Annotated in this window: 16 protein-coding genes; 12 read left to right on the top strand and 4 right to left on the bottom strand. The window is 65.8% G+C overall.

The window, feature by feature from the left end:
* Positions 1-28 precede the first annotated feature (28 nt).
* Together F9K20_RS13600 and F9K20_RS13595 are read right to left on the bottom strand one after the other, a co-directional pair.
* Positions 29-718, bottom strand: a complete 690-nt coding sequence (locus F9K20_RS13600) for a DUF4166 domain-containing protein (protein ID WP_291002659.1) — start codon at positions 716-718, stop codon at positions 29-31.
* A gap of 16 nt (positions 719-734) precedes the next feature.
* Positions 735-1,322, bottom strand: coding sequence for a MarR family transcriptional regulator (locus F9K20_RS13595; RefSeq protein WP_291002655.1), 588 nt, complete (start codon positions 1,320-1,322; stop codon positions 735-737).
* 270 nt (positions 1,323-1,592) lie between these two features.
* On the opposite strand from F9K20_RS13595, the gene F9K20_RS13590 reads away from it, so the two are divergent.
* From F9K20_RS13590 to F9K20_RS13575, 4 genes are all read left to right on the top strand, one after another.
* The gene (locus F9K20_RS13590) at positions 1,593-2,423 is read left to right on the top strand and encodes a transglutaminase family protein (RefSeq protein WP_291002652.1); all 831 of its coding nucleotides are present in this window, start codon (positions 1,593-1,595) and stop codon (positions 2,421-2,423) included.
* A gap of 1,357 nt (positions 2,424-3,780) precedes the next feature.
* On the top strand, positions 3,781-5,169 hold the full coding sequence (gene creD / locus F9K20_RS13585; RefSeq protein ID WP_291002649.1) for a cell envelope integrity protein CreD: 1,389 nt from the start codon (positions 3,781-3,783) through the stop codon (positions 5,167-5,169).
* A 130-nt stretch (positions 5,170-5,299) separates the two neighbouring features.
* Positions 5,300-5,530: a hypothetical protein gene (locus F9K20_RS13580; protein ID WP_291002646.1), complete on the top strand. Its 231-nt coding sequence runs from the start codon at positions 5,300-5,302 to the stop codon at positions 5,528-5,530.
* Between the two features lie 45 nt (positions 5,531-5,575).
* Positions 5,576-6,829 (top strand): aminotransferase class I/II-fold pyridoxal phosphate-dependent enzyme, encoded by a 1,254-nt coding sequence (locus F9K20_RS13575; protein ID WP_291002644.1) that lies wholly within the window; start codon positions 5,576-5,578, stop codon positions 6,827-6,829.
* A gap of 17 nt (positions 6,830-6,846) precedes the next feature.
* On the opposite strand, the gene F9K20_RS13570 is transcribed toward F9K20_RS13575, so the two are convergent.
* A complete protein-coding gene (locus F9K20_RS13570) occupies positions 6,847-7,842 on the bottom strand; it encodes a hypothetical protein (protein ID WP_291002641.1) in 996 nt (331 codons plus the stop codon).
* Positions 7,843-8,126: 284 nt separating this feature from the next.
* On the opposite strand from F9K20_RS13570, the gene rplU reads away from it, so the two are divergent.
* The 7 genes from rplU to F9K20_RS13535 all read left to right on the top strand — a co-directional run bounded on the left by rplU (position 8,127) and on the right by F9K20_RS13535 (position 15,075).
* Positions 8,127-8,438 (top strand): 50S ribosomal protein L21, encoded by a 312-nt coding sequence (gene rplU / locus F9K20_RS13565; RefSeq protein ID WP_291002638.1) that lies wholly within the window; start codon positions 8,127-8,129, stop codon positions 8,436-8,438.
* A 32-nt stretch (positions 8,439-8,470) separates the two neighbouring features.
* Positions 8,471-8,743, top strand: coding sequence for a 50S ribosomal protein L27 (rpmA, locus tag F9K20_RS13560; RefSeq protein ID WP_291002635.1), 273 nt, complete (start codon positions 8,471-8,473; stop codon positions 8,741-8,743).
* A 109-nt stretch (positions 8,744-8,852) separates the two neighbouring features.
* Positions 8,853-9,374 carry a GNAT family N-acetyltransferase gene (locus tag F9K20_RS13555; protein ID WP_291002632.1) on the top strand — a complete coding sequence of 174 codons (522 nt, stop codon included), beginning with the start codon at positions 8,853-8,855 and terminating at the stop codon, positions 9,372-9,374.
* Positions 9,371-10,411: a GTPase ObgE gene (gene obgE / locus F9K20_RS13550; RefSeq protein WP_291002629.1), complete on the top strand. Its 1,041-nt coding sequence runs from the start codon at positions 9,371-9,373 to the stop codon at positions 10,409-10,411. Before F9K20_RS13555 ends, obgE begins: the two co-directional genes overlap by 4 nt.
* Positions 10,412-10,588: 177 nt before the next feature.
* Positions 10,589-12,799 (top strand): EAL domain-containing protein, encoded by a 2,211-nt coding sequence (locus tag F9K20_RS13545; RefSeq protein ID WP_291002626.1) that lies wholly within the window; start codon positions 10,589-10,591, stop codon positions 12,797-12,799.
* Positions 12,800-12,898: 99 nt separating this feature from the next.
* Positions 12,899-14,461 carry an NAD(P)/FAD-dependent oxidoreductase gene (locus F9K20_RS13540; protein WP_291002623.1) on the top strand — a complete coding sequence of 521 codons (1,563 nt, stop codon included), beginning with the start codon at positions 12,899-12,901 and terminating at the stop codon, positions 14,459-14,461.
* Between the two features lie 53 nt (positions 14,462-14,514).
* Positions 14,515-15,075: an HdeD family acid-resistance protein gene (locus tag F9K20_RS13535; protein WP_291002620.1), complete on the top strand. Its 561-nt coding sequence runs from the start codon at positions 14,515-14,517 to the stop codon at positions 15,073-15,075.
* A 15-nt stretch (positions 15,076-15,090) separates the two neighbouring features.
* On the opposite strand, the gene F9K20_RS13530 is transcribed toward F9K20_RS13535, so the two are convergent.
* Positions 15,091-16,218 (bottom strand): WD40 repeat domain-containing protein, encoded by a 1,128-nt coding sequence (locus tag F9K20_RS13530; protein ID WP_291002617.1) that lies wholly within the window; start codon positions 16,216-16,218, stop codon positions 15,091-15,093.
* 184 nt (positions 16,219-16,402) lie between these two features.
* Here F9K20_RS13530 and proB point away from each other — a divergent pair, with 184 nt between their 5' ends.
* Entirely contained in the window at positions 16,403-17,560 is a 1,158-nt protein-coding gene (proB, locus tag F9K20_RS13525; RefSeq protein WP_291002614.1) for a glutamate 5-kinase, read from the top strand.

The raw sequence follows: 17,560 nt of genomic DNA, 5'->3' as shown, positions 1-17,560 counted from the left end.
CCGTCCGCGCCGGCTTGCGCGAGCACGCTCACGCATCATGGAAGACGGCAAGCTGGTACACGAGGCAGCCGAACAGCGGGTGTATCAATGCCAGCGAGAAGGCGAAGGTGCCATCCCCCCGGTCGCGGTGCTCGACCTGCATGTGGCCAGGATGCAGCAAACGCGGCAGCGGCAGGCGCCGGCCGGCCAACGCGAGAAAATAGCCAGCCGAGCGGAAGACGAGGGCGCCCTCCTCGACGCTGATGCGCAGCGCCATGCCGATGCCGCAGCCGACGTATTCCTCCAGCCCCGTGGGGCCGCAGAAGCGCTTTGCCGAGTGGATCGCCTGCGGGAAGCGGCCTGGCCGCGTGTAGATCCGGAGCCAGCTCTGCCCGCCGAGGCGCGCGTCCTCGGTAACGACCACGAGTGCCGGGCCCGTGGCGCCATTGGTGAGTGGCAGCGGCGAACCGATGGCACGGGCAAGGAACGCCAGCACGCGCCCCAGCCTCGATAGCTCGGTGGCGACGACGCGGCCCTGGTAGATGAGCGTCTCCTCGGGGCCGAGGCATTTGGAGAACCGGCGCCGTACGGCCTCGGGCAGTTGCGCCCAGGCTGCCTCGCCGACGAGCGTGCGGAACCGTAAGTCCCCGATCTCGGGCGATGTGACTGGCAGCGCGACCGGGGCCAGATCGCACGGCGGCTGCGCGTCGACTAAATTGCGTTCCTCCAGTGCCGGCACGGCGTGTCTCCCCCGTTCATGCCGACCGCGTTCCACGTGACGGCTTCCTATGGGACTTGCGCCCGGCGAAGCGGGCAATGGCGCCGCCCATGCGGATGAGCCGCATCAGCGTCGGCGCCGGCAGACGCATGATCTCGCCGAAGCTACGATCGACGGTCTCGGTGAAGTCGAGCATGGCGGAGAGCCGCTTGCGTATCCCCGGGGGAACACTGGCGTCGGCTTTCACCTCTGCGACGCAACTGCGCAAGACGGCGAGCGCAGGGTCGATCTCGCGTGCCTTGCGTCCCAGCGCAATGCGCCGGACCATTTCGAACATGTCGGCCTCGGCCTCGTAGTAGTCGCGTCGGTCGCCCATGGCATGCACGCGGCGGATGAGGTTCCAAGTCAGGAGCTCGCGCAGGCTGGTCGACACGTTCGAGCGTGCCATGCCCAGCCGCTCGGCGATGTCCTCGGCGGTGAGCGGAGATTCGCTGAGGTAAAGCAGAGCGTGGATCTGCGCGACCGAGCGGTTGACGCCCCACGAGGAGCCCATCTCGCCCCAGTGCACGACAAAGCGCTCCACCGTGCCGGGCAAGCTGTCAGTATGTACACTTGTTTCTGTCATTACAGAAATATGAGACGGGAGCGGCCGCTTTGTCAACGGTGTCTCGGGTGTCACTGCCGCGATTTTGGGCAGGAAACCGCCTCGATTATGCGCGCCGTGGCACAGTGATGCCGATATCGCCGCGTAGCCACGAGTGCTACGATGGCTACCTAGATCGCATTGCGGATTTTTCGCGGAAGACCAGCGGCCCTCACTCGACAAAGCGTTGCTTCGAGCAGGAACCGCGCGGACCGGCGCGCGTTACGGCCACCGCCCAGAGGAATTCCCCATATGCTCATCAACTACGGCTATGAGATCGGCATCTCGGTCCCCAGAGCCACCCCATTGATCTGCCTGCTCGACGTGCATCCCGAGCGGCGCAAGGACATCAACTCGGAGGCGCCGTTTCACGCGCTGCCCGCAGCGCCCTCGATGATGTACCTCGACGGGTTCGGCAATCAGTGCCGGAGGCTCATGGCGCCGGCCGGCGATATCATGCTGCGCCTCGACGGCACCATCGTCGATAGCGGCAAGCCAGACGAGGTGGCGCCGCACGCACGCGAAGTGCCCGTCGAGCTGCTTCCGCACTATCTGCTCAGCTTCCTGCTCGGCAGCCGCTACTGCGAGACCGATCGGCTCAGCCAAGTCGCCTGGGACCTGTTCGGCAGCGTCAAGCCGGGCTGGACGCGCGTGCAGGCCATCTGCGATTTCGTGCATAGCCACCTGACCTTCGGCTACGAGCATGCGCGGGGGACGCGCACGGCGCTGGAAGCCTTCGAGGAAAAGAAGGGCGTGTGCCGCGACTTCGCCCACCTGATGATCGCCCTGTGCCGCTGCCTCAACATTCCGGCCCGCTACGTCAACGGCTTCCTCGGCGACATCGGCGTGCCTCCCAGTCCGGCGCCGATGGACTTCAGCGCCTGGACGGAGGTGTACCTGGAGAACCGCTGGTGCACGTTCGATGCGCGTCACAACACGCCGCGCATCGGCCGCATCGTCGTGGCGCGCGGGCGCGATGCCACCGACGTGCCGCTGGTCAACTCCTTCGGCCCCCATACCTTGAAGACCTTCAAGGTGTGGACCGACGAGCGGCCTCCCGAGGTGCAAGCGGCGAGCGCCTAAAGCGCCTCCCGGATGCGAGATCTGCTCACGCCCTACTCAATTTCTAGCCAGTTCAACTGGGGATCCGACGGTTCGAAATCCGTGCTGGCGCTTAGGTGCGCCGGCGTACAAAGGGAACCCATCCTTACTGTCGTTCCCTGATAGGCAAAATTGAAGGCGTCTTGGTACAGCGTCGAGCAGACAAGGGCTCTAACTTTGAACCGAGGTCCCCGTGGCGTGGAAGACCAAAATCCTCGACCGGTACGAGCCGCACTCCAAAAGCTGAAAATCTGGCCAAGGCTATAGCCTTTGCCTAGGTTACTCATTGCGCCGAGCGCAATCCGCAGACGTTGCCGCTCATCCATATTTCGCGGACGCCGGGCCCTAATTGCATACGTCCCATCGCAATAACAATGCGCTGATCGCATGATCACACCGCGGGGAAACCCCGCGAGGCCAAAGTTTGCCTCACATACGTGTTCGCCGTCGCCCAAATAGACCGCTGCATGTGTCCATTGGGCGTGGCGCTCATGCAACCCGCCCTTGGACTGCGCCGAAACAATGGCTTTGGCGACGCGGTCTATATGAGGTGGAACGTTGCGAAACAACAGCAGATCGCCCGCCTCGAGATGCGTGAGGTCCAGTATGCGACCCCACGACCGAGCCTCTTGCGGGAGTTCTCGATCTACTCGTTCTTTGCGGGCCGGAGCAGTAGCCGGCAGAAGGCCATCGGACATCTAAAATGAAAAGCGAAAATTGAGTGACTATAGGCTGGGCTGCTGGATTCTAGGGCTGCTTGATGTAGCGACGCAGACTGCGCTTCATGGGCTGGGTGGGAACCACCACCGCGTTCACCTCTGGACCGTGTGAACCCCTCACAATGAATACCTCCGCCCCCGCGGCCAAGCCCAACTCCGCAAAGGATTCGCCGCGGTATGGCGCCAAATTATCGGCACGCTCGACAAGCACGTTGTTCAACTTGACGGCATAAGTTTCGATCGGGGTCGCGGTCCGCGTTTCCTCCGTTTCCGCTTCTACGTAGACGAGTCTACCGGGCACAACGCGGCTAATCCTGCCCCGCTGCACAGCTCCGATTCCCTCACTGGCCCCCAGCGTAGGGAGCGCCTGCAATTTTCGCCTAACCCAATTCTCCTCAATCATAATAGGGCTCCGGATCTGTTGGTCCCCCTAAGATATCGTAAGATATAGTGTGCCGCCTAGTTCTGTCGAGGATTGCATCAGAGATGCCGCCCAAGAACGTCGCGCGTGGGGCGCGGACTTCCGAAATTTCCAGGAATTCCCGCCAAATTGCTGACTTGTTCGCGCCACGCGCCTGCTATTTCCTCCGCCGCGATATTGCTCGCTGTGGAGACCAGTTGTGGAAAGCCTGTCCGCCGCCGTCGGGCGCCTGCTCGCCAGCCCCGGTTTCAAATTCTTACTCATCTGCGGACTAATACTGGTCCTGACGATTCCCCTTCTCCTGGTCTGGGGGCTGATCGGCGAGCGTGAGCAGCGCGCCGAGGGCGTGCGCCAGAGCGTGGCCAACGAGTGGGGACGCTCGCAGTACATCGACGGGCCGCTGCTGATCGTCCCCTACACGGTGCGGCGCATCACGGGAGAGGGCGACAAGCGCGTCGAGGAGTTGGTGGAGAAGCGCGCGGTGTTTCTGCCGCAGTCGCTCAAGATCACCGGCAAGGCGACCACCAAGGTGCTGCACCGCTCGATCTATGACGTGGCGGTCTATACGGGCTTTCTCGATTTCGAGGGAAGCTTCGCAGCCCCCGACATCAGCGAGGTCGTAGCCGATGCGCAATCCGTGCGCTGGCGCGATGCGGTGCTGGCAGTGGCGGTGAGCGACGTATCGGGGCTGAAGGCGGCCGCTTCGCTCAGCATCGACGGCAGCGAGACGCTCCCCTTCGAGCCGAGCATCGGCGTGCCGGCGACGAGTGCCAACGGCATCCATGTGCGGCTTGCCTCGGCCACGAAGTTGTTCGCCTCCCCCGGCACGGCGCCCGATGCGACGCCCACCGGACTCAATGCTTTCAACTTCAAATTCTCGCTCACGATCAACGGCTCGTCCGAGCTGACATTCGCCCCCGTGGCGCAGCAGACGACCGTCGAGCTGACATCCGACTGGCGCGACCCGAGCTTCATGGGCGCCTTCCTGCCCAACGACCGTGTGCTCAACCCGGCCGCATTCGCTGCCCGTTGGCAGATCCCGCACTTGGCACGCAGCGTCCCGCAAGCGTGGAGCCTCGGAGAGCAGGAGCTGGAGCGCATGGCGCCCTACAGCTTCGGGGTGCGTTTCATCGTGCCGGTCGACTTCTACCAGCTCGTCAGTCGCGCCGCGAAATATGCCATGATGTTCCTGGCCACCGCCTTCATGGCCGTGTTCCTTCTCGAGATCCGCTCGGCGCGGCAAGTGCATCCGGTGCAGTACCTGTTCGTCGGCCTGACGATGATCTTCTTCTACGTGCTGCTGTTGTCGTTCGCCGAGCAGATCGGCTTCCTGCGCGCCTATCTCATTGCCGCCGTAGCGACCGGCGGGCTCCTGTCTCTGTATGTGGCGCGGGTGCAGGCGAGCCTCAACAAGGGGCTCGTCATGGCTGGTGCATTCTTCGTCCTATATGGGCTCTTGTACCTCATCCTGCGGCTCGAGGACTATGCGCTGCTCGCCGGCGCCATTGCCGGCTTCGTGATGCTAGCGGTCGTCATGTTCTCGACCCTACAGGTCGACTGGTCGGGGCAGAAGCGCAACGCCGGCTGAGGTCCGCCGCGCCTTTACCTTCATTGATTACGGGGTGTTCCTACCGGAACAGCGCCGAGGCCGATCATTCTCCTAAAACCATCTCCACTTCGCGCCGCGAGCCCCGCGCGAGGACATAAGGAGAGGTTCTATGAGTTATCCGTCGCACGAGTCGCATGCCGTCGAGGAGCAGGCTCCATTCGCCGGCCATCCGTTCGGTGGCCTAATCCGCGAGGATCGCTTCGGCGTCATCGCGACCTTCGAAGATCCGTTCCCGCACGCTCCGGCCGACGGTCCGGCCAACGGCGGCGACAAGGTCGACGCGTCAGACGACGCGACCGGCGGCTTCGATTTTCACCTCGGTGTCTACTCGAGATTCTGATCGGTCAGCGCGGCAATGCGGCCGCGCAGCTTAGGAGTAACTGCCATGAACATCATGCCACAGACGCTGAACAAGCTGCGCGCCAGGCTCGACCGCGACATGGTCGCCAGCCCCTTCTCGTCGTTGCCGGAATATAAATCGATCAAGCATCACCAGAACCTCGGTGCACTGCTCGGCATCGAGAACCCGTTCTTCCGCTCGACCGAGGGCCCGCAAGGGCGGCACACGCTGATCGACGGCAAGCCGGTGCTCAACTTCGCCTGGTGCGACTATCTCGGCTTGAGCAAGCATCCCGACCTCATCGCGGCGTCGAAAGCCGCCATCGACGCTTACGGCACCTCCGTGTCGGCGAGCCGCATGGTCTCCGGTGACACGCCGCTGCACCGCGAGCTGGAACAGGAGATTGCGCGCACGATCGGCGTCGAAGGCGCGCTGGTGTTCGTCAGCGGTCACGCCGCCAACGTGTCGACCATCGGCACGATCATGAGCGCTGACGATCTCATCGTGCACGACGAATTCGTGCACAACAGCGCCGTGGTCGGCATGCGCCTGTCGGGCGCGAAGACGATGACATTCCGCCACAACAATCTCGAGGCGCTGGAAAAGATCCTGCGCGAAGAGCGCATCAAGTATAAGAACGCGCTCGTCGTCATCGAGGGCCTCTACTCCACCGAAGGCGATATTCCGGATCTCGCCCGCGTCGTCGAGCTCAAAGAGCGCTACGGCGCCTGGCTGATGGTCGATGACGCGCACGGCTGCGGCGTGCTCGGGAAGACCGGCGCCGGCCTCGCCGAGCACTGCGGCGTTCCCGGCGCCAAGGTCGACATCTGGATGGGTACGCTCAGCAAGGCGTATGCCTCGTGCGGCGGCTACATCGCCGGCAACCGCGAGCTCATCGATACTCTGCGCTATTCCGCGCCCGGCTTCGTGTTCTCGGTCGGCTTGCCGCCCAGCATGACGGCCGCCGCGCTCACGGCGCTGCGCGTCGTCAAGCGTGAGCCGCAGCGCGTCAAGAAGCTGCACGAGAACGGCGCCCTCTTCCTCAGGGAGGCCAAGGCGCGCGGGCTCGACACAGGCCGCTCCATCGGTATCGGCATGCTGCCCATCATGGTGGGCTCCACGACGCGCGCCGCCAAGGCCGTGTCGCAGGTGCTGGAGCGCGGCATCAACACCTCGCTGATCATGTCGCCGGGCGTGCCGGTCAACGCTGCCCGGTTGCGGTTCTTCCTCAGCTGCGAGTTCACGCCCGAAGAGATCACGCACGCATTGGACGTAGCCAAGGACGTCCTGGCGCGCTGATCACGGCGCGGCGTCGCTCAAGTGGAAAGCTCGAGCGGCGCCGTCGCCGGCGTGCTCGTGCGCCCTGCCACCTCGTAGCCTTGCGCGATGAGCCGCCCCTCGCGCGCGTCGGCCACCATGGCGAGGCGCGTATTCCAGTTGAGGACCGGCGGTATCAACCAGCCGAAGCCCGGATCGAGCGCCGTCGACACGCAGTGCATCTGGCGCGCGCGGCCGGCGCTGTCGTTGCCGCGCGTGTGCCCCCGCCAGCCGGGCGTCTGCCAGTGGTTGGCGGCAGCGTTGATACCTTCATGCACGCGCGCCTCGTCCTCGGTACGCTCGATCACGGCGGTCTCCGCGGGCTTGAGCCCGGCGAGCGAGAAGATGGCCGGGGTCGAGATCGGCCGCTCGGCGAGCATGCGCTTGGCATCGGCGAACGAGGGTGCTGTCTCGAACACCTCGCGCAAGAGGTGCGCGGGCGTTAAGTGCGGCATGCGCCACACGCGGTGGCGGCCGACGGCCCAGTCGAGATGGAACTGGCCGAGCGGCCGGCGCATCGGCGCCTGGTTGAGCGCCGCTGAAAAGCGCCCCGGCGCCATGGCCTGCAACACGCCGGTGTAGCCGGGCCAGGTGAGCGTCACGAACGGTCCGGCGGCGCCGGCGACGCGCGCCGCGATGACGTAGCGGCCGAGGCCGTGCGTCACCCAATCGAGCACGCGCACGAGGCGGGCACTTGTCCCCTCCGGTGACGGTGCGACCCGGCAGGTGCAGCCCCACTCGTAGTTGACGGACAGAAAGTAGGCGCCGGGGCGCCCCAGCTGAGCGGCAATGGCATCGATCTCACCCAGGTGCACGCTGTCCTGCTTGGCCAGCCAGCGGCGCGAGACGGCATCGAGGGCGCGCAGGGCGGTGCGCGGCACGCCGCGCGTGGCGCCGTCGATCAGGGCGTTGGCGCGCGCGGTCTCGAGGCCTAGCGTTTCCAGCGGGTAGGCGGCGCCAACGTCGTGGACGGGTATGGGATCTAAGGGTTGCATCGCTTCCGCTTCGGCACGCGGAGGTCAGGTCCGCCATGCCATGATCTGGGTAGAATAGGCGATCATTTCTAGGATCTGGTCGTGTGCCGCACCGGGGGCCAAAATGCCGAGCCGGATTGACAATCTGCAGGCCTTCGACGATAAACCCGCCTTCTCGCGCCCCCTCAACCGGGGCGCGCAATGCGCTGCCCGAGGCCTGTTCGCCCGTCTCGACGAGGCGATCTCATAAAGTCCGCAGCTCGCCTGCGGCGCCATAGGGCGCGGAAACGCAAGAAGGAATAGCCATGTACGCTGTCATCAAGACGGGCGGCAAGCAGTACCGTGTTGCTGCTGACGACGTCATCACCATCGAGAAGATCGCCGGCGACGCCGGCGCCAAGGTCGAGTTCGCCGAGGTCCTCATGATCGGCGGCGACACGCCCAAGTTCGGCACCCCGCTCGTTTCCGGCGCCAAGGTCGTGGGCGAGCTCGTCGAGCACACGCGCGGCCCCAAGGTCATCTCCTTCAAGAAGCGCCGCCGCAAGAATTCACGCCGCAAACGCGGCCACCGCCAGGACCTCGTCACGGTCCGCATCAAGAGCATTGTCGGCGCCTAAGCGGCAGCCAGCGTAATTCGAGGATCTGATCGATGGCACAAAAGAAAGCAGGCGGCTCGTCCAAGAACGGCCGCGACTCGCACTCCAAGCGGCTCGGCGTGAAGCGCTTCGGCGGTGAGCGCGTCATCCCCGGCAACATCCTGGTACGCCAGCGCGGCACCCAGTGGCACCCGGGCACCGGCGTCGGCATGGGGACGGACCACACGATCTTCGCCGTCGTCGAGGGCGCCGTGGAGTTCAACACCAAGCGCAACGGCCGCGTCTACGTGTCGGTACGCGGCAGTGAGAGCGAGACGGCCGAGTAAGCTCGCGGCAATCCGCCCAAGGTATTGCAAGGGGGATGTCGCGGCGTCCCCCTTTTTCATGGCCCGCCGGCAGCTTGAAATTGCCGGATGAGATCGGAGCGCGGTGCATATGCGCTCGCCACGTCTGACCTACCGCCCCATCGATGCCCGCGACGCGGGCCGCATTGCCGCGCTTGCCGGCGACTGGGACGTGGCGCGCATGACCTCGCGCATCCCGCATCCCTACTCGCTGATCGACGCCGATTTGTGGATCGCCTCCATCGGCGACGACGAGTTCGTGCGTGGCGTCGAGAAGGACGGCGAGCTGATCGGCGCCGTCGGCTACATCGCCGGCGAGCCGGCACAGGCCGAGATCGGCTACTGGATCGGCAAGCCGTGGTGGGGCAACGGCTATGCCACCGAGGCGGCCGGCACGCTGATGGCCTATTGCTTCGGCGAATTGGGCCTCCGCCGCCTCACCTGCGGCCACTTCTTCGACAACCCGGCCTCGGCGCGCGTCATCGCCAAGCTAGGCTTCCGGCGCATCGGCAATGGCGCGCAATGGTGTGAAGCGCGGCAAAGCGAGGTGCCGACGATAAGATACGCGCGCCGCCGCCCTCTGCTCGGCGGCTGGCGGAGAAGCGCGCGATGAAATTTCTCGACCAGGCCAAGATCTATATCGCCTCGGGCGCCGGCGGCGACGGCTCGCTGTCGTTCCGGCGCGAGAAGTTCATCGAGTTCGGTGGCCCCGACGGCGGCGACGGCGGCAAGGGCGGCGATGTGTGGGCCCTGTGCGTCGACAATCTCAACACCCTGATCGATTACCGCTACCAGCAGCACTTCAAGGCGAAGAAGGGTGGCAACGGGGCCGGCAAGAACCGCGCCGGCGCCAATGGTGCCGACTGCATCATCAAGGTGCCACCCGGAACCCAGATCTTCGCCGAGGATCAAGAGACGCTGCTCGCCGATCTGTCCAAGCCGGGCGAGCGCGCGCTGCTGGCCAGGGGCGGCAACGGCGGCTTCGGCAACGCCCACTTCAAGACCTCGACCAACCAGGCGCCGCGCCGCGTCAACCCCGGCCAGCCGGGCGAGGAGCTGACCATCTGGCTGCGTCTGAAGCTGATCGCCGACGCCGGCATCGTCGGCATGCCGAACGCCGGCAAGTCGACATTCCTCGCGGCGGTGAGCGCGGCAAAGCCGAAGATCGCCGCATATCCTTTCACGACGCTGCACCCGAACCTCGGCGTGGTGCGCGCCGGCGACATCGACTTCGTGCTCGCCGATATTCCCGGGCTTATCGAGGGCGCCAGCGAGGGTGCCGGCATCGGCACGCGCTTCCTCGGTCATGTCGAGCGCACCAAAGTTCTCTTGCACCTCGTCGATGCGACCGAGGAGGACGTGGTGCACGCCTATCGCACGGTGCGCCGCGAGCTGAAGGCCTATGGCGCGGGGCTCGACAAGAAGAAGGAGATCGTCGCGCTGTCGAAATGCGACGCTGTCGATGCCGAGACGCTTCAGGCTCGCGCCGAAGCCTTGAAGAAGGCGGCGAAGAAGAAACCGCTCGTCCTGTCGGCGGTTTCGGGGGAAGGCGTGCGCGAGGCGCTGTTCGCCCTTGCCCGCGAGATCGGCCGCGCCAAAAAGGACGACGCCGCCGAGGCGCATGCGGCAAGGGCGCGCTGGCACCCTTAACGATCAATGTATCTTCGACCTTCGGACGTGTCCCGTTTGGGGCCGACTTCGGCGACTTGTTAACGAACCGCTCACCGCGCCGACAGGCTTTTTCCCAGCAATTACCGCTTGTTCAGCGCCCACGCCGAGTTTCGCGTTTAGCGATAGGGAACGCACGCACCGCGCCGGGTGAGCCGATTGCAGAAGCGGACCACCACATTCGTGACCCTGCCGATCGCGGCCCTCGCGGCCGCGTCGATCGGCATTGTGCTGGCGTCGCTGGTGATCGGCGCGCGTGAAGCCGATGCTATCGCTCTGAGCCGCCAGCGCGAGACGATCGAGCACGCTATCGATCAGCATGGGCTGTCGCTGGCGCGCGAGCTGCGCATTCAGACCGTATGGACCGAGGCGTACAACAAGACGCGCGAGCACGACACGTCCTGGATACGCTCGTTCTACGGCATCTATCTCAGCCAGATTCTCGGCTACGACCGCATCTACGTGCTCGCCAGCGACGACACGCCAGTCTTCGGCTTCGTGCCGAGCGATCAGTCGGCGTCCTCGAGTTTTGCCAGCATCGGCGGAGGACTCAAGGATCTGCTCAAGGCCGTGCGAGTTCCTCAATCGATGCCGGCCGATTACAATGTGGTCGTGACCGACGTGCCGCTCGGCAATGGAAGCATGCTGCAGCACCGGGCCGTCGCCGATGTCAGAAGCATCCGCGGCCGGCCGGCGACCGTCGTCGTCTCGACCATCGTGCCTGACCGGGGCTATCGCTCCGACGTCACCGAGCCGCCGATGCTGCTCGTCGCCGTCGAGGATATCGACAAGGAGTTCACCAGGCGGCTGGGCGCAAACTTCGGCTTTCGCGATCTGCAATGGGTGACGCACGAGACGCCGGCCGGTGACGCCAGCAACGTTGTCAAATCGCTCGACGGGGCTCCCGTGGGCACTCTCGCCTGGCGCAAGGACCGTCCCGGCCTGGAGTTCATCCGGCGCGTGGCGCCGGGTCTCGGCATTTCGCTGATCCTGATCGCTGCCCTTACCTATATTCTAATCCTCTGGGGCAAGTGGCAGGCCAAGCAAATCCTGCAGAGCGAGGAGCACGCGACGCTCGCGGCGCGCACGGATGCATTAACCGGCCTGCCCAACCGCGTTGCGCTGCGCGAGGCGTTTGCTCGCCTGCTCGACGGTATCCAAGGCGATAAGTCGACGCTCGGGGTCCTGTCGATCGATATCGATCAATTCAAGTCGATCAACGACGCATTCGGCAATGCCGTCGGCGATGGCGTGCTCATCGCCGTCGCCAGGCGCTTGCAGAGCCTCGTCGGTGCCGGTGGCATCGTTGCACGGCCCGACGGCGATAGCTTCGTAATGCTGGTGCCAGGCCTCGACGACAAGGCCGCCGCTGAGCTGGCCACCGACGCTTTGACGGCGCTGGCAGAACCGTTCGACCTCGATGGCGGCACGCGCGTCTTTGCCACGGTCTCGGTCGGCTATGCGATCGGTCCGCGCGACGGCGATACGGGAGATGAGCTGTTGCGCCGAGCCGAGCTTGCGGTTGAAAAGGCCAAGGAAGAGGCCGGGGAGACGGTGGTCGCCTTTGCGCCGGAAATGGATGCCGAGGTCACCTACCGCCGCATGCTGGAAATGGCTCTGCGAAGTGCCGTTGCCGAGGGCTCTATCAACGTCTTCTATCAGCCGCTGATGGATGCGAGCGGCAGACGCGTGTTGGGTGTCGAGGCACTGGCGCGCTGGACGGACCCCACTCTCGGCCCCATATCGCCGGAGATCTTCATTCCGCTGGCCGAGGAGACGGGGCTCATCCAGAACATCGGCGAGCACGTGTTGCGTCGCGCCGTCGAGGACGGCAAGGCGTGGCCCGGCATCAACGTCGCCGTCAACGTGTCGGCCTCGCAGATCCATCATGGCGATGTGGTGGGAGTGGTGCGCGACGTGCTCGGGGACAGCCAGTTCCCCGCCGAGCGTCTGGAGATCGAGATCACCGAAAGCGTGTTGCTCGCCGACGAGAAGCGCGCCAACGAGCAGATGCGCGGGTTGCAGGCGCTCGGCGTAAAGGTGGCGCTCGACGATTTCGGCACCGGCTATTCGGGCTTGCAGTACCTGCGCCGCTTCGGCTTCGACAAGCTGAAGATCGATCGCAGCTTCATCGACGGCGCCGGCGAGCCGCTGGACAGCTCTGTCATCCTCGCCTCGATCATCAAACTCGGCCAGGATCTCGATCTGACCATCACCGCCGAAGGGGTCGAGACGGTGGAGCAGCAGCGCTGGCTGCAGACGTCGGGCTGTGACCAGCTGCAGGGCTATTTGTTCTCGCGACCATTGCCGGCCGATCAGATGACCGCCTTCATCGCCGCACATACGGCCAAGGACGCCATTGCGAGCTGACAGCGCCAACCAGCACACCGATACGCGCCGACTACCGCCGGTCTGCCACCTGGATTAAGCAAGTAGCAGTAGAGGGGTTGGCGAGGCGCAACAGGCGGCATGAGCACTCAATACGACGTCATTGTCATCGGCGCCGGCCTCGGCGGCCTTACGGCAGCTGCAATGCTGGCCAAAACAGGATGCAAGACGCTGCTCGTCGAGCGCAACTACGGCGTCGGCGGTGCCGCCTCGACCTACAAATCCGGCGACCTCGTCGTCGAGGCCTCGCTGCACGAGACGTCTAATCCCGAAGATCCTGTCGATCCCAAGCACCATATCCTCGAGGACCTGGGTGTCCTCGACAAAGTCGCCTGGGTCCCCACGGGTAGCGTGTACGAAGCGCGCGGCGGCCCGCTCGGTCCGTCGTTCGTGCTCCCCGAGGGCTTTAGGGACACGCGCGCGGCGCTCATCGAGCGCTTTCCTGCGCTGCGGACCGGAATAGGCGAGGTGCTCTCCGATATGGAGCGCATCGCCACCGGATTAGGCGTGTTGAGCAGAGGCCGCGCCGCGTTCGACGACCCCTTGGCGGGGCTCTCGGCCCTACTCAAGCTGGGCCCCGTGGTGAGCGGCTGGCGAGGCTCGCTCTCCGAGCGGCTGCAGCGGGCCTTCGGCGAGGATGAGGCCGCCAAGTGTGCACTCGCCGCCAACGTGCTCTACTGGCACGACAATCCCGATACGCTGTGGTGGATCCTGTTCGCGGTCGCGCAGGGCGGCTACATCGCATCCGGCAGCCGCTACATTCAAGGCGGATCGCAGCGCCTGAGTAACGCGCTGGCACGCGCGCTGAGGACGGCCGGCGGCGAGCTTGTCCTGCACCGCCGCGTCACCGAAATCCTGCTCGACGCCAACGGCCTTCCGATTGGCGTGGCGCATGAGGGCAAGGGAGGCGGACGCGCAGAGGCGCGTGGGCGCGTCATCGTCAGCAATGCCGCCCCGGCTGCGGTAGCGAGCATGCTGCCGCAAACGAAGCGGCAGGCCTTCTCTGCGCCCTACGCCGAACGGCCGCTATCGATCTCGCTGTTCTCGGCGACCTTCGGCATCGCGCAGCGACCGGCCGAATTCGGGATGGCCGCCTACTCGACGATGCTGCTTCCGGAGTGGATGCGGACGCTCAGAGACTATCGGCGCGGCGCCGCCATTCTGGCAGAGCTGCCCGGCGAAGCCCTGCCGCCGATCGCCGTCGTCAACTACTCGGCGATCGACAGCGGCCTCGGCGGGCCGCCGTTCCCCGTGTCGGTGGTCGGTGCCGACAGGCTGGCGAACTGGCAAGACTTGGACGCCGCATCCTATGAGGAGAAGCGCGATCGCTGGGCGAAGGCTCTGGTCGCGGGGCTCGATCGCGTCTACCCGGGCTTTGCAGGAAGCGTCGTCAGCTCCGTTTTCAGCACGGCCAGCTCGATCAGCAGCTACCTCAACGCGCCCGACGGCGCGGTGTACGGGTTTGCCCCTACGCCCCCCACGGGGCCGATTTGGCAGGGCTCGGGCCGCTCGCCCAGAACGCCCGTCGACCGGCTGTTCCTCGCCTCCTCGTACGCCGGCAGCGGCGGCTATACGGGGGCCATCCTTGCCGGCGCCACGGCAGCGCGGCATGTCCTCGCCGCGCTCCCGGTTAGCAAAAAATAGGCAGATGGCGTGCTAGTCCGGCTGGCAACAGAAGGCTGGCGGGGACCCTACCCATGACCGAGACGACAGGTTTGCGCGGAAAGCTGCATCAGAGCTGGGGCTGGCTGCTCGCCCTCGGCATCGTGCTCGTGCTGTTCGGCTTCCTCATCCTGACGACGCCGATGGGCGTCGTAACCGCCTCGCTGACCACCGAGATCTGGATCGCCGCGGCGATGGTGGCGGCGGGCGTGTTGCAGCTCATGCACGGCATCCGCGCCGGCGACTGGAGCCACGCAACCTGGCAGATGCTGGGCGGCATCATCTTCATCGTCGGCGGCGTGCTCATCTTCCTCTATCCAACGCTGGGCCTCGTCTCGCTGACGATGGTCATCGCCGTGACGCTGGTCGCCCAGGGCATCACCTCGCTGATGGTTGGCGGGGGCGTCGGCGACGCGAGCGGCCGCCGCTGGCTGATCCTGTCGGCGGTGATCTCGATCGTCGCTGGGCTGCTGATCCTGTTCGACTTGCCTTCGTCGGCCGGTTGGACGCTCGGCACCATCGTCGGTGCCGCGCTGCTCCTGCAGGGTATCAGCCTGACACTGCTGGCGCTCGACGTGCGCCGCGCGACTGCCTGAAGGCGCAAGCGCACCTCAGCGTGCGCCGCCCAATGCACTGATATCCCAAACGCGGGCCACACCGTCGAACGAGGCGGTGACGATGCGCTTACCGTCGGGGCTGAAGGCCGCGGTCTGCACCTCGCTGCCGTCGGTTGATAGCGCGGCCAGCAGGGAACCGGTCGCGGCGTCCCAGAGGCGTGCCTTCTTGTCGTGCGAGGCCGTCACGACCAGCTTCCCGTCGGGACTGAACTCGCCGCCCATCACCGGGCGCCCGTGACCGGAAAGCGTCAGCAACAGAGCACCCGTGCGCGCATCCCAAACTCGCGCCGTCCGATCGCTCGAGGTGGTCACGATCTTGGTTCCATCGGGGCTGAACGCGACGTGCAGCACGCCACGCTCGTGACCGGCGAGCGAGGCGAGGCGCGCACCGGACTTGGCGTCCCACACTGCGGCGATCTCGTCGCTGCCTGCCGTCACGACCTTCTGCCCGTCGGGGCTGAACGCTGCACCAAGCACCATGCGCTGGTGGCCTTCAAGGGTCGCGATGGCGGCGCCCGTCAGCGCATCCCACACGCGTGCCGTCTTGTCGGTCGAGGCGGTGACGATGCGGCTCCCGTCGGGGCTGAATGCAGCGCGCATCACCGGGCTTTTGTGCCCCATGAGCTCGGCGACGACCTTGCCCGTTGCCGCATCCCAAACGGTTGCCCGCTTGTCGCGCGAGGCGGTGACGACGCGGCTGCCGTCGGGGCTCCAAGCGGCGTATTCCAACATGCCGGCATGGCCGGCCAGCATAACCAGCTCGGCGCCTGAGGCCGCATCCCAGATGCGAGCGCTGCCATCACGCGAGGCGGTGACGATACGCTTGCCGTCCGGACTGAATGCGGCGCTGCGCACAGCCTCCTCATGGCCCTTGAGGACTGCGATGATGGCGCCGGTCGCGGCATCCCATACGCGCGACGTGCCATCACTGGAAGCCGTCACCACCTTGCTACCTTCGGGGCTGAACGCGGCACCGGCGAGATCGGCCGCGTGCCCTTTCAGGACGAGGGTCGGCGGCGGACCGTCGGGGGCCATGGCGCCGGCCCACGCATGGACCGCCAAGGACGCCGTCAGAAGTACGGTTGTGAGCGCAAGGATATGCGTGTGCGGGCATTTATGCATTGGGGCTCCCTCAATCGCGTGCGCGAGCCACTCCGTGCTCCGGAGCAACCGCCTGTTTATGAGCGCCACGCTAATGAGGGCCGGGAGGGCCCCTGTTTTTTCGGCGAGGCTACCGCTTTTGGCGCGGCTGGGCTATCAGGCGTGCCTTGAGCCTCACCGGAGCACCGGCGCCAAAGCGCAAGCCATGAAACCGCAAGCAAAAACAACCGCGACCGGCGCCGCGCGCGCCGAGTGGACCAATGCCCGCCGCATCGTCGTCAAGATCGGCTCGGCGCTGCTAACCGACCGGGCGACGGGCACGCTGAAAGCCGACTGGCTCGCCTCGCTGCTCGACGACGTGGCGGCGCTCACCGCGCAGGACAAGCAGGTGGTGCTCGTCTCCTCTGGCGCCATCGCGCTCGGCCGCCACACCCTGAAGCTGCCCAAGGGGACGCTCGAATTAGAGCAGAGCCAGGCCGCGGCAGCGGTGGGGCAGATCAGCCTCGCCCACGCCTATCAGGACATGGCGCGCGCCCGCGGGCTGGTCGCGGCACAGATTCTTCTCACCCTCGGCGATACCGAGGAGCGCCGCCGCTATCTCAATGCGCGCCACACCATCGAGACCCTGCTCGATCTCAAGGCCGTGCCCGTCGTGAATGAGAACGACACCGTGGCGACGACCGAGATCCGCTACGGCGACAACGACCGCCTGTCGGCGCGCGTCGCCTCCATGGTGTCGGCCGATTGCCTGGTGCTGTTGTCGGATATCGACGGGCTCTATACGGCGCCGCCCAATGTCGACGCCAATGCCACGCGCCTCGACGTCGTCACTGCCATTACGCCGGAGATCGAGGCAATGGCGGGCGACGTCGGCACCGAGCTGTCGAAGGGCGGCATGCGCACCAAGGTCGAGGCCGCGAAGGTCGCCCTCGGCGGCGGCACGCACATGGTCATCGCCAGCGGCAAGGTGATGAACCCGCTGCGCTCGATCGGCGAAGGTGCGCCGTGCACGTGGTTCCTCGCCCACTCCGATCCGATGACGGCGCGTAAGCGCTGGATCGCCGGCCAGCTCGAGCCCAAGGGGCAGGTGCACGTCGATGCCGGCGCCGAGAAGGCGCTGGCGGCGGGCAAGAGCCTGCTGCCGGCCGGCGTCGCCCGCGTCGAGGGCAATTTCGACCGCGGCGATGCTGTGGTCATCCGCGCCCCTGACGGCCGCGAACTCGGGCGCGGCCTAATCGCCTATGCGCGCTTCGACGCCGAGCGTATCATCGGCAGGAAAAGCTCCGAGATCGCCACTATATTGGGGGTGTCGCGGTGCGATGAGCTGATCCATCGCGACGACATGGCCCTGCACCGGAAGTGA

The organism is Hyphomicrobium sp., assembly GCF_009026145.1.
Taxonomy (GTDB): Bacteria; Pseudomonadota; Alphaproteobacteria; order Rhizobiales; family Hyphomicrobiaceae; genus Hyphomicrobium_A.
This window is presented reverse-complemented; position numbering and strand designations above follow the sequence as displayed.

Bases quoted from the DNA above. Each gene is read 5' to 3' on its own strand.
- F9K20_RS13535 (WP_291002620.1), top strand. From the start codon at position 14,515: ATGACCGAGACGACAGGTTTGCGCGGAAAGCTGCATCAGAGCTGGGGC.
- rpmA (WP_291002635.1), top strand. From the start codon at position 8,471: ATGGCACAAAAGAAAGCAGGCGGCTCGTCCAAGAACGGCCGCGACTCG.
- F9K20_RS13595 (WP_291002655.1), bottom strand. From the start codon at position 1,322: ATGACAGAAACAAGTGTACATACTGACAGCTTGCCCGGCACGGTGGAG.
- F9K20_RS13575 (WP_291002644.1), top strand. From the start codon at position 5,576: ATGAACATCATGCCACAGACGCTGAACAAGCTGCGCGCCAGGCTCGAC.
- F9K20_RS13530 (WP_291002617.1), bottom strand. From the start codon at position 16,218: ATGCATAAATGCCCGCACACGCATATCCTTGCGCTCACAACCGTACTT.
- F9K20_RS13580 (WP_291002646.1), top strand. From the start codon at position 5,300: ATGAGTTATCCGTCGCACGAGTCGCATGCCGTCGAGGAGCAGGCTCCA.
- F9K20_RS13555 (WP_291002632.1), top strand. From the start codon at position 8,853: ATGCGCTCGCCACGTCTGACCTACCGCCCCATCGATGCCCGCGACGCG.
- F9K20_RS13590 (WP_291002652.1), top strand. From the start codon at position 1,593: ATGCTCATCAACTACGGCTATGAGATCGGCATCTCGGTCCCCAGAGCC.
- obgE (WP_291002629.1), top strand. From the start codon at position 9,371: ATGAAATTTCTCGACCAGGCCAAGATCTATATCGCCTCGGGCGCCGGC.
- F9K20_RS13570 (WP_291002641.1), bottom strand. From the start codon at position 7,842: ATGCAACCCTTAGATCCCATACCCGTCCACGACGTTGGCGCCGCCTAC.
- rplU (WP_291002638.1), top strand. From the start codon at position 8,127: ATGTACGCTGTCATCAAGACGGGCGGCAAGCAGTACCGTGTTGCTGCT.
- proB (WP_291002614.1), top strand. From the start codon at position 16,403: ATGAAACCGCAAGCAAAAACAACCGCGACCGGCGCCGCGCGCGCCGAG.
- F9K20_RS13540 (WP_291002623.1), top strand. From the start codon at position 12,899: ATGAGCACTCAATACGACGTCATTGTCATCGGCGCCGGCCTCGGCGGC.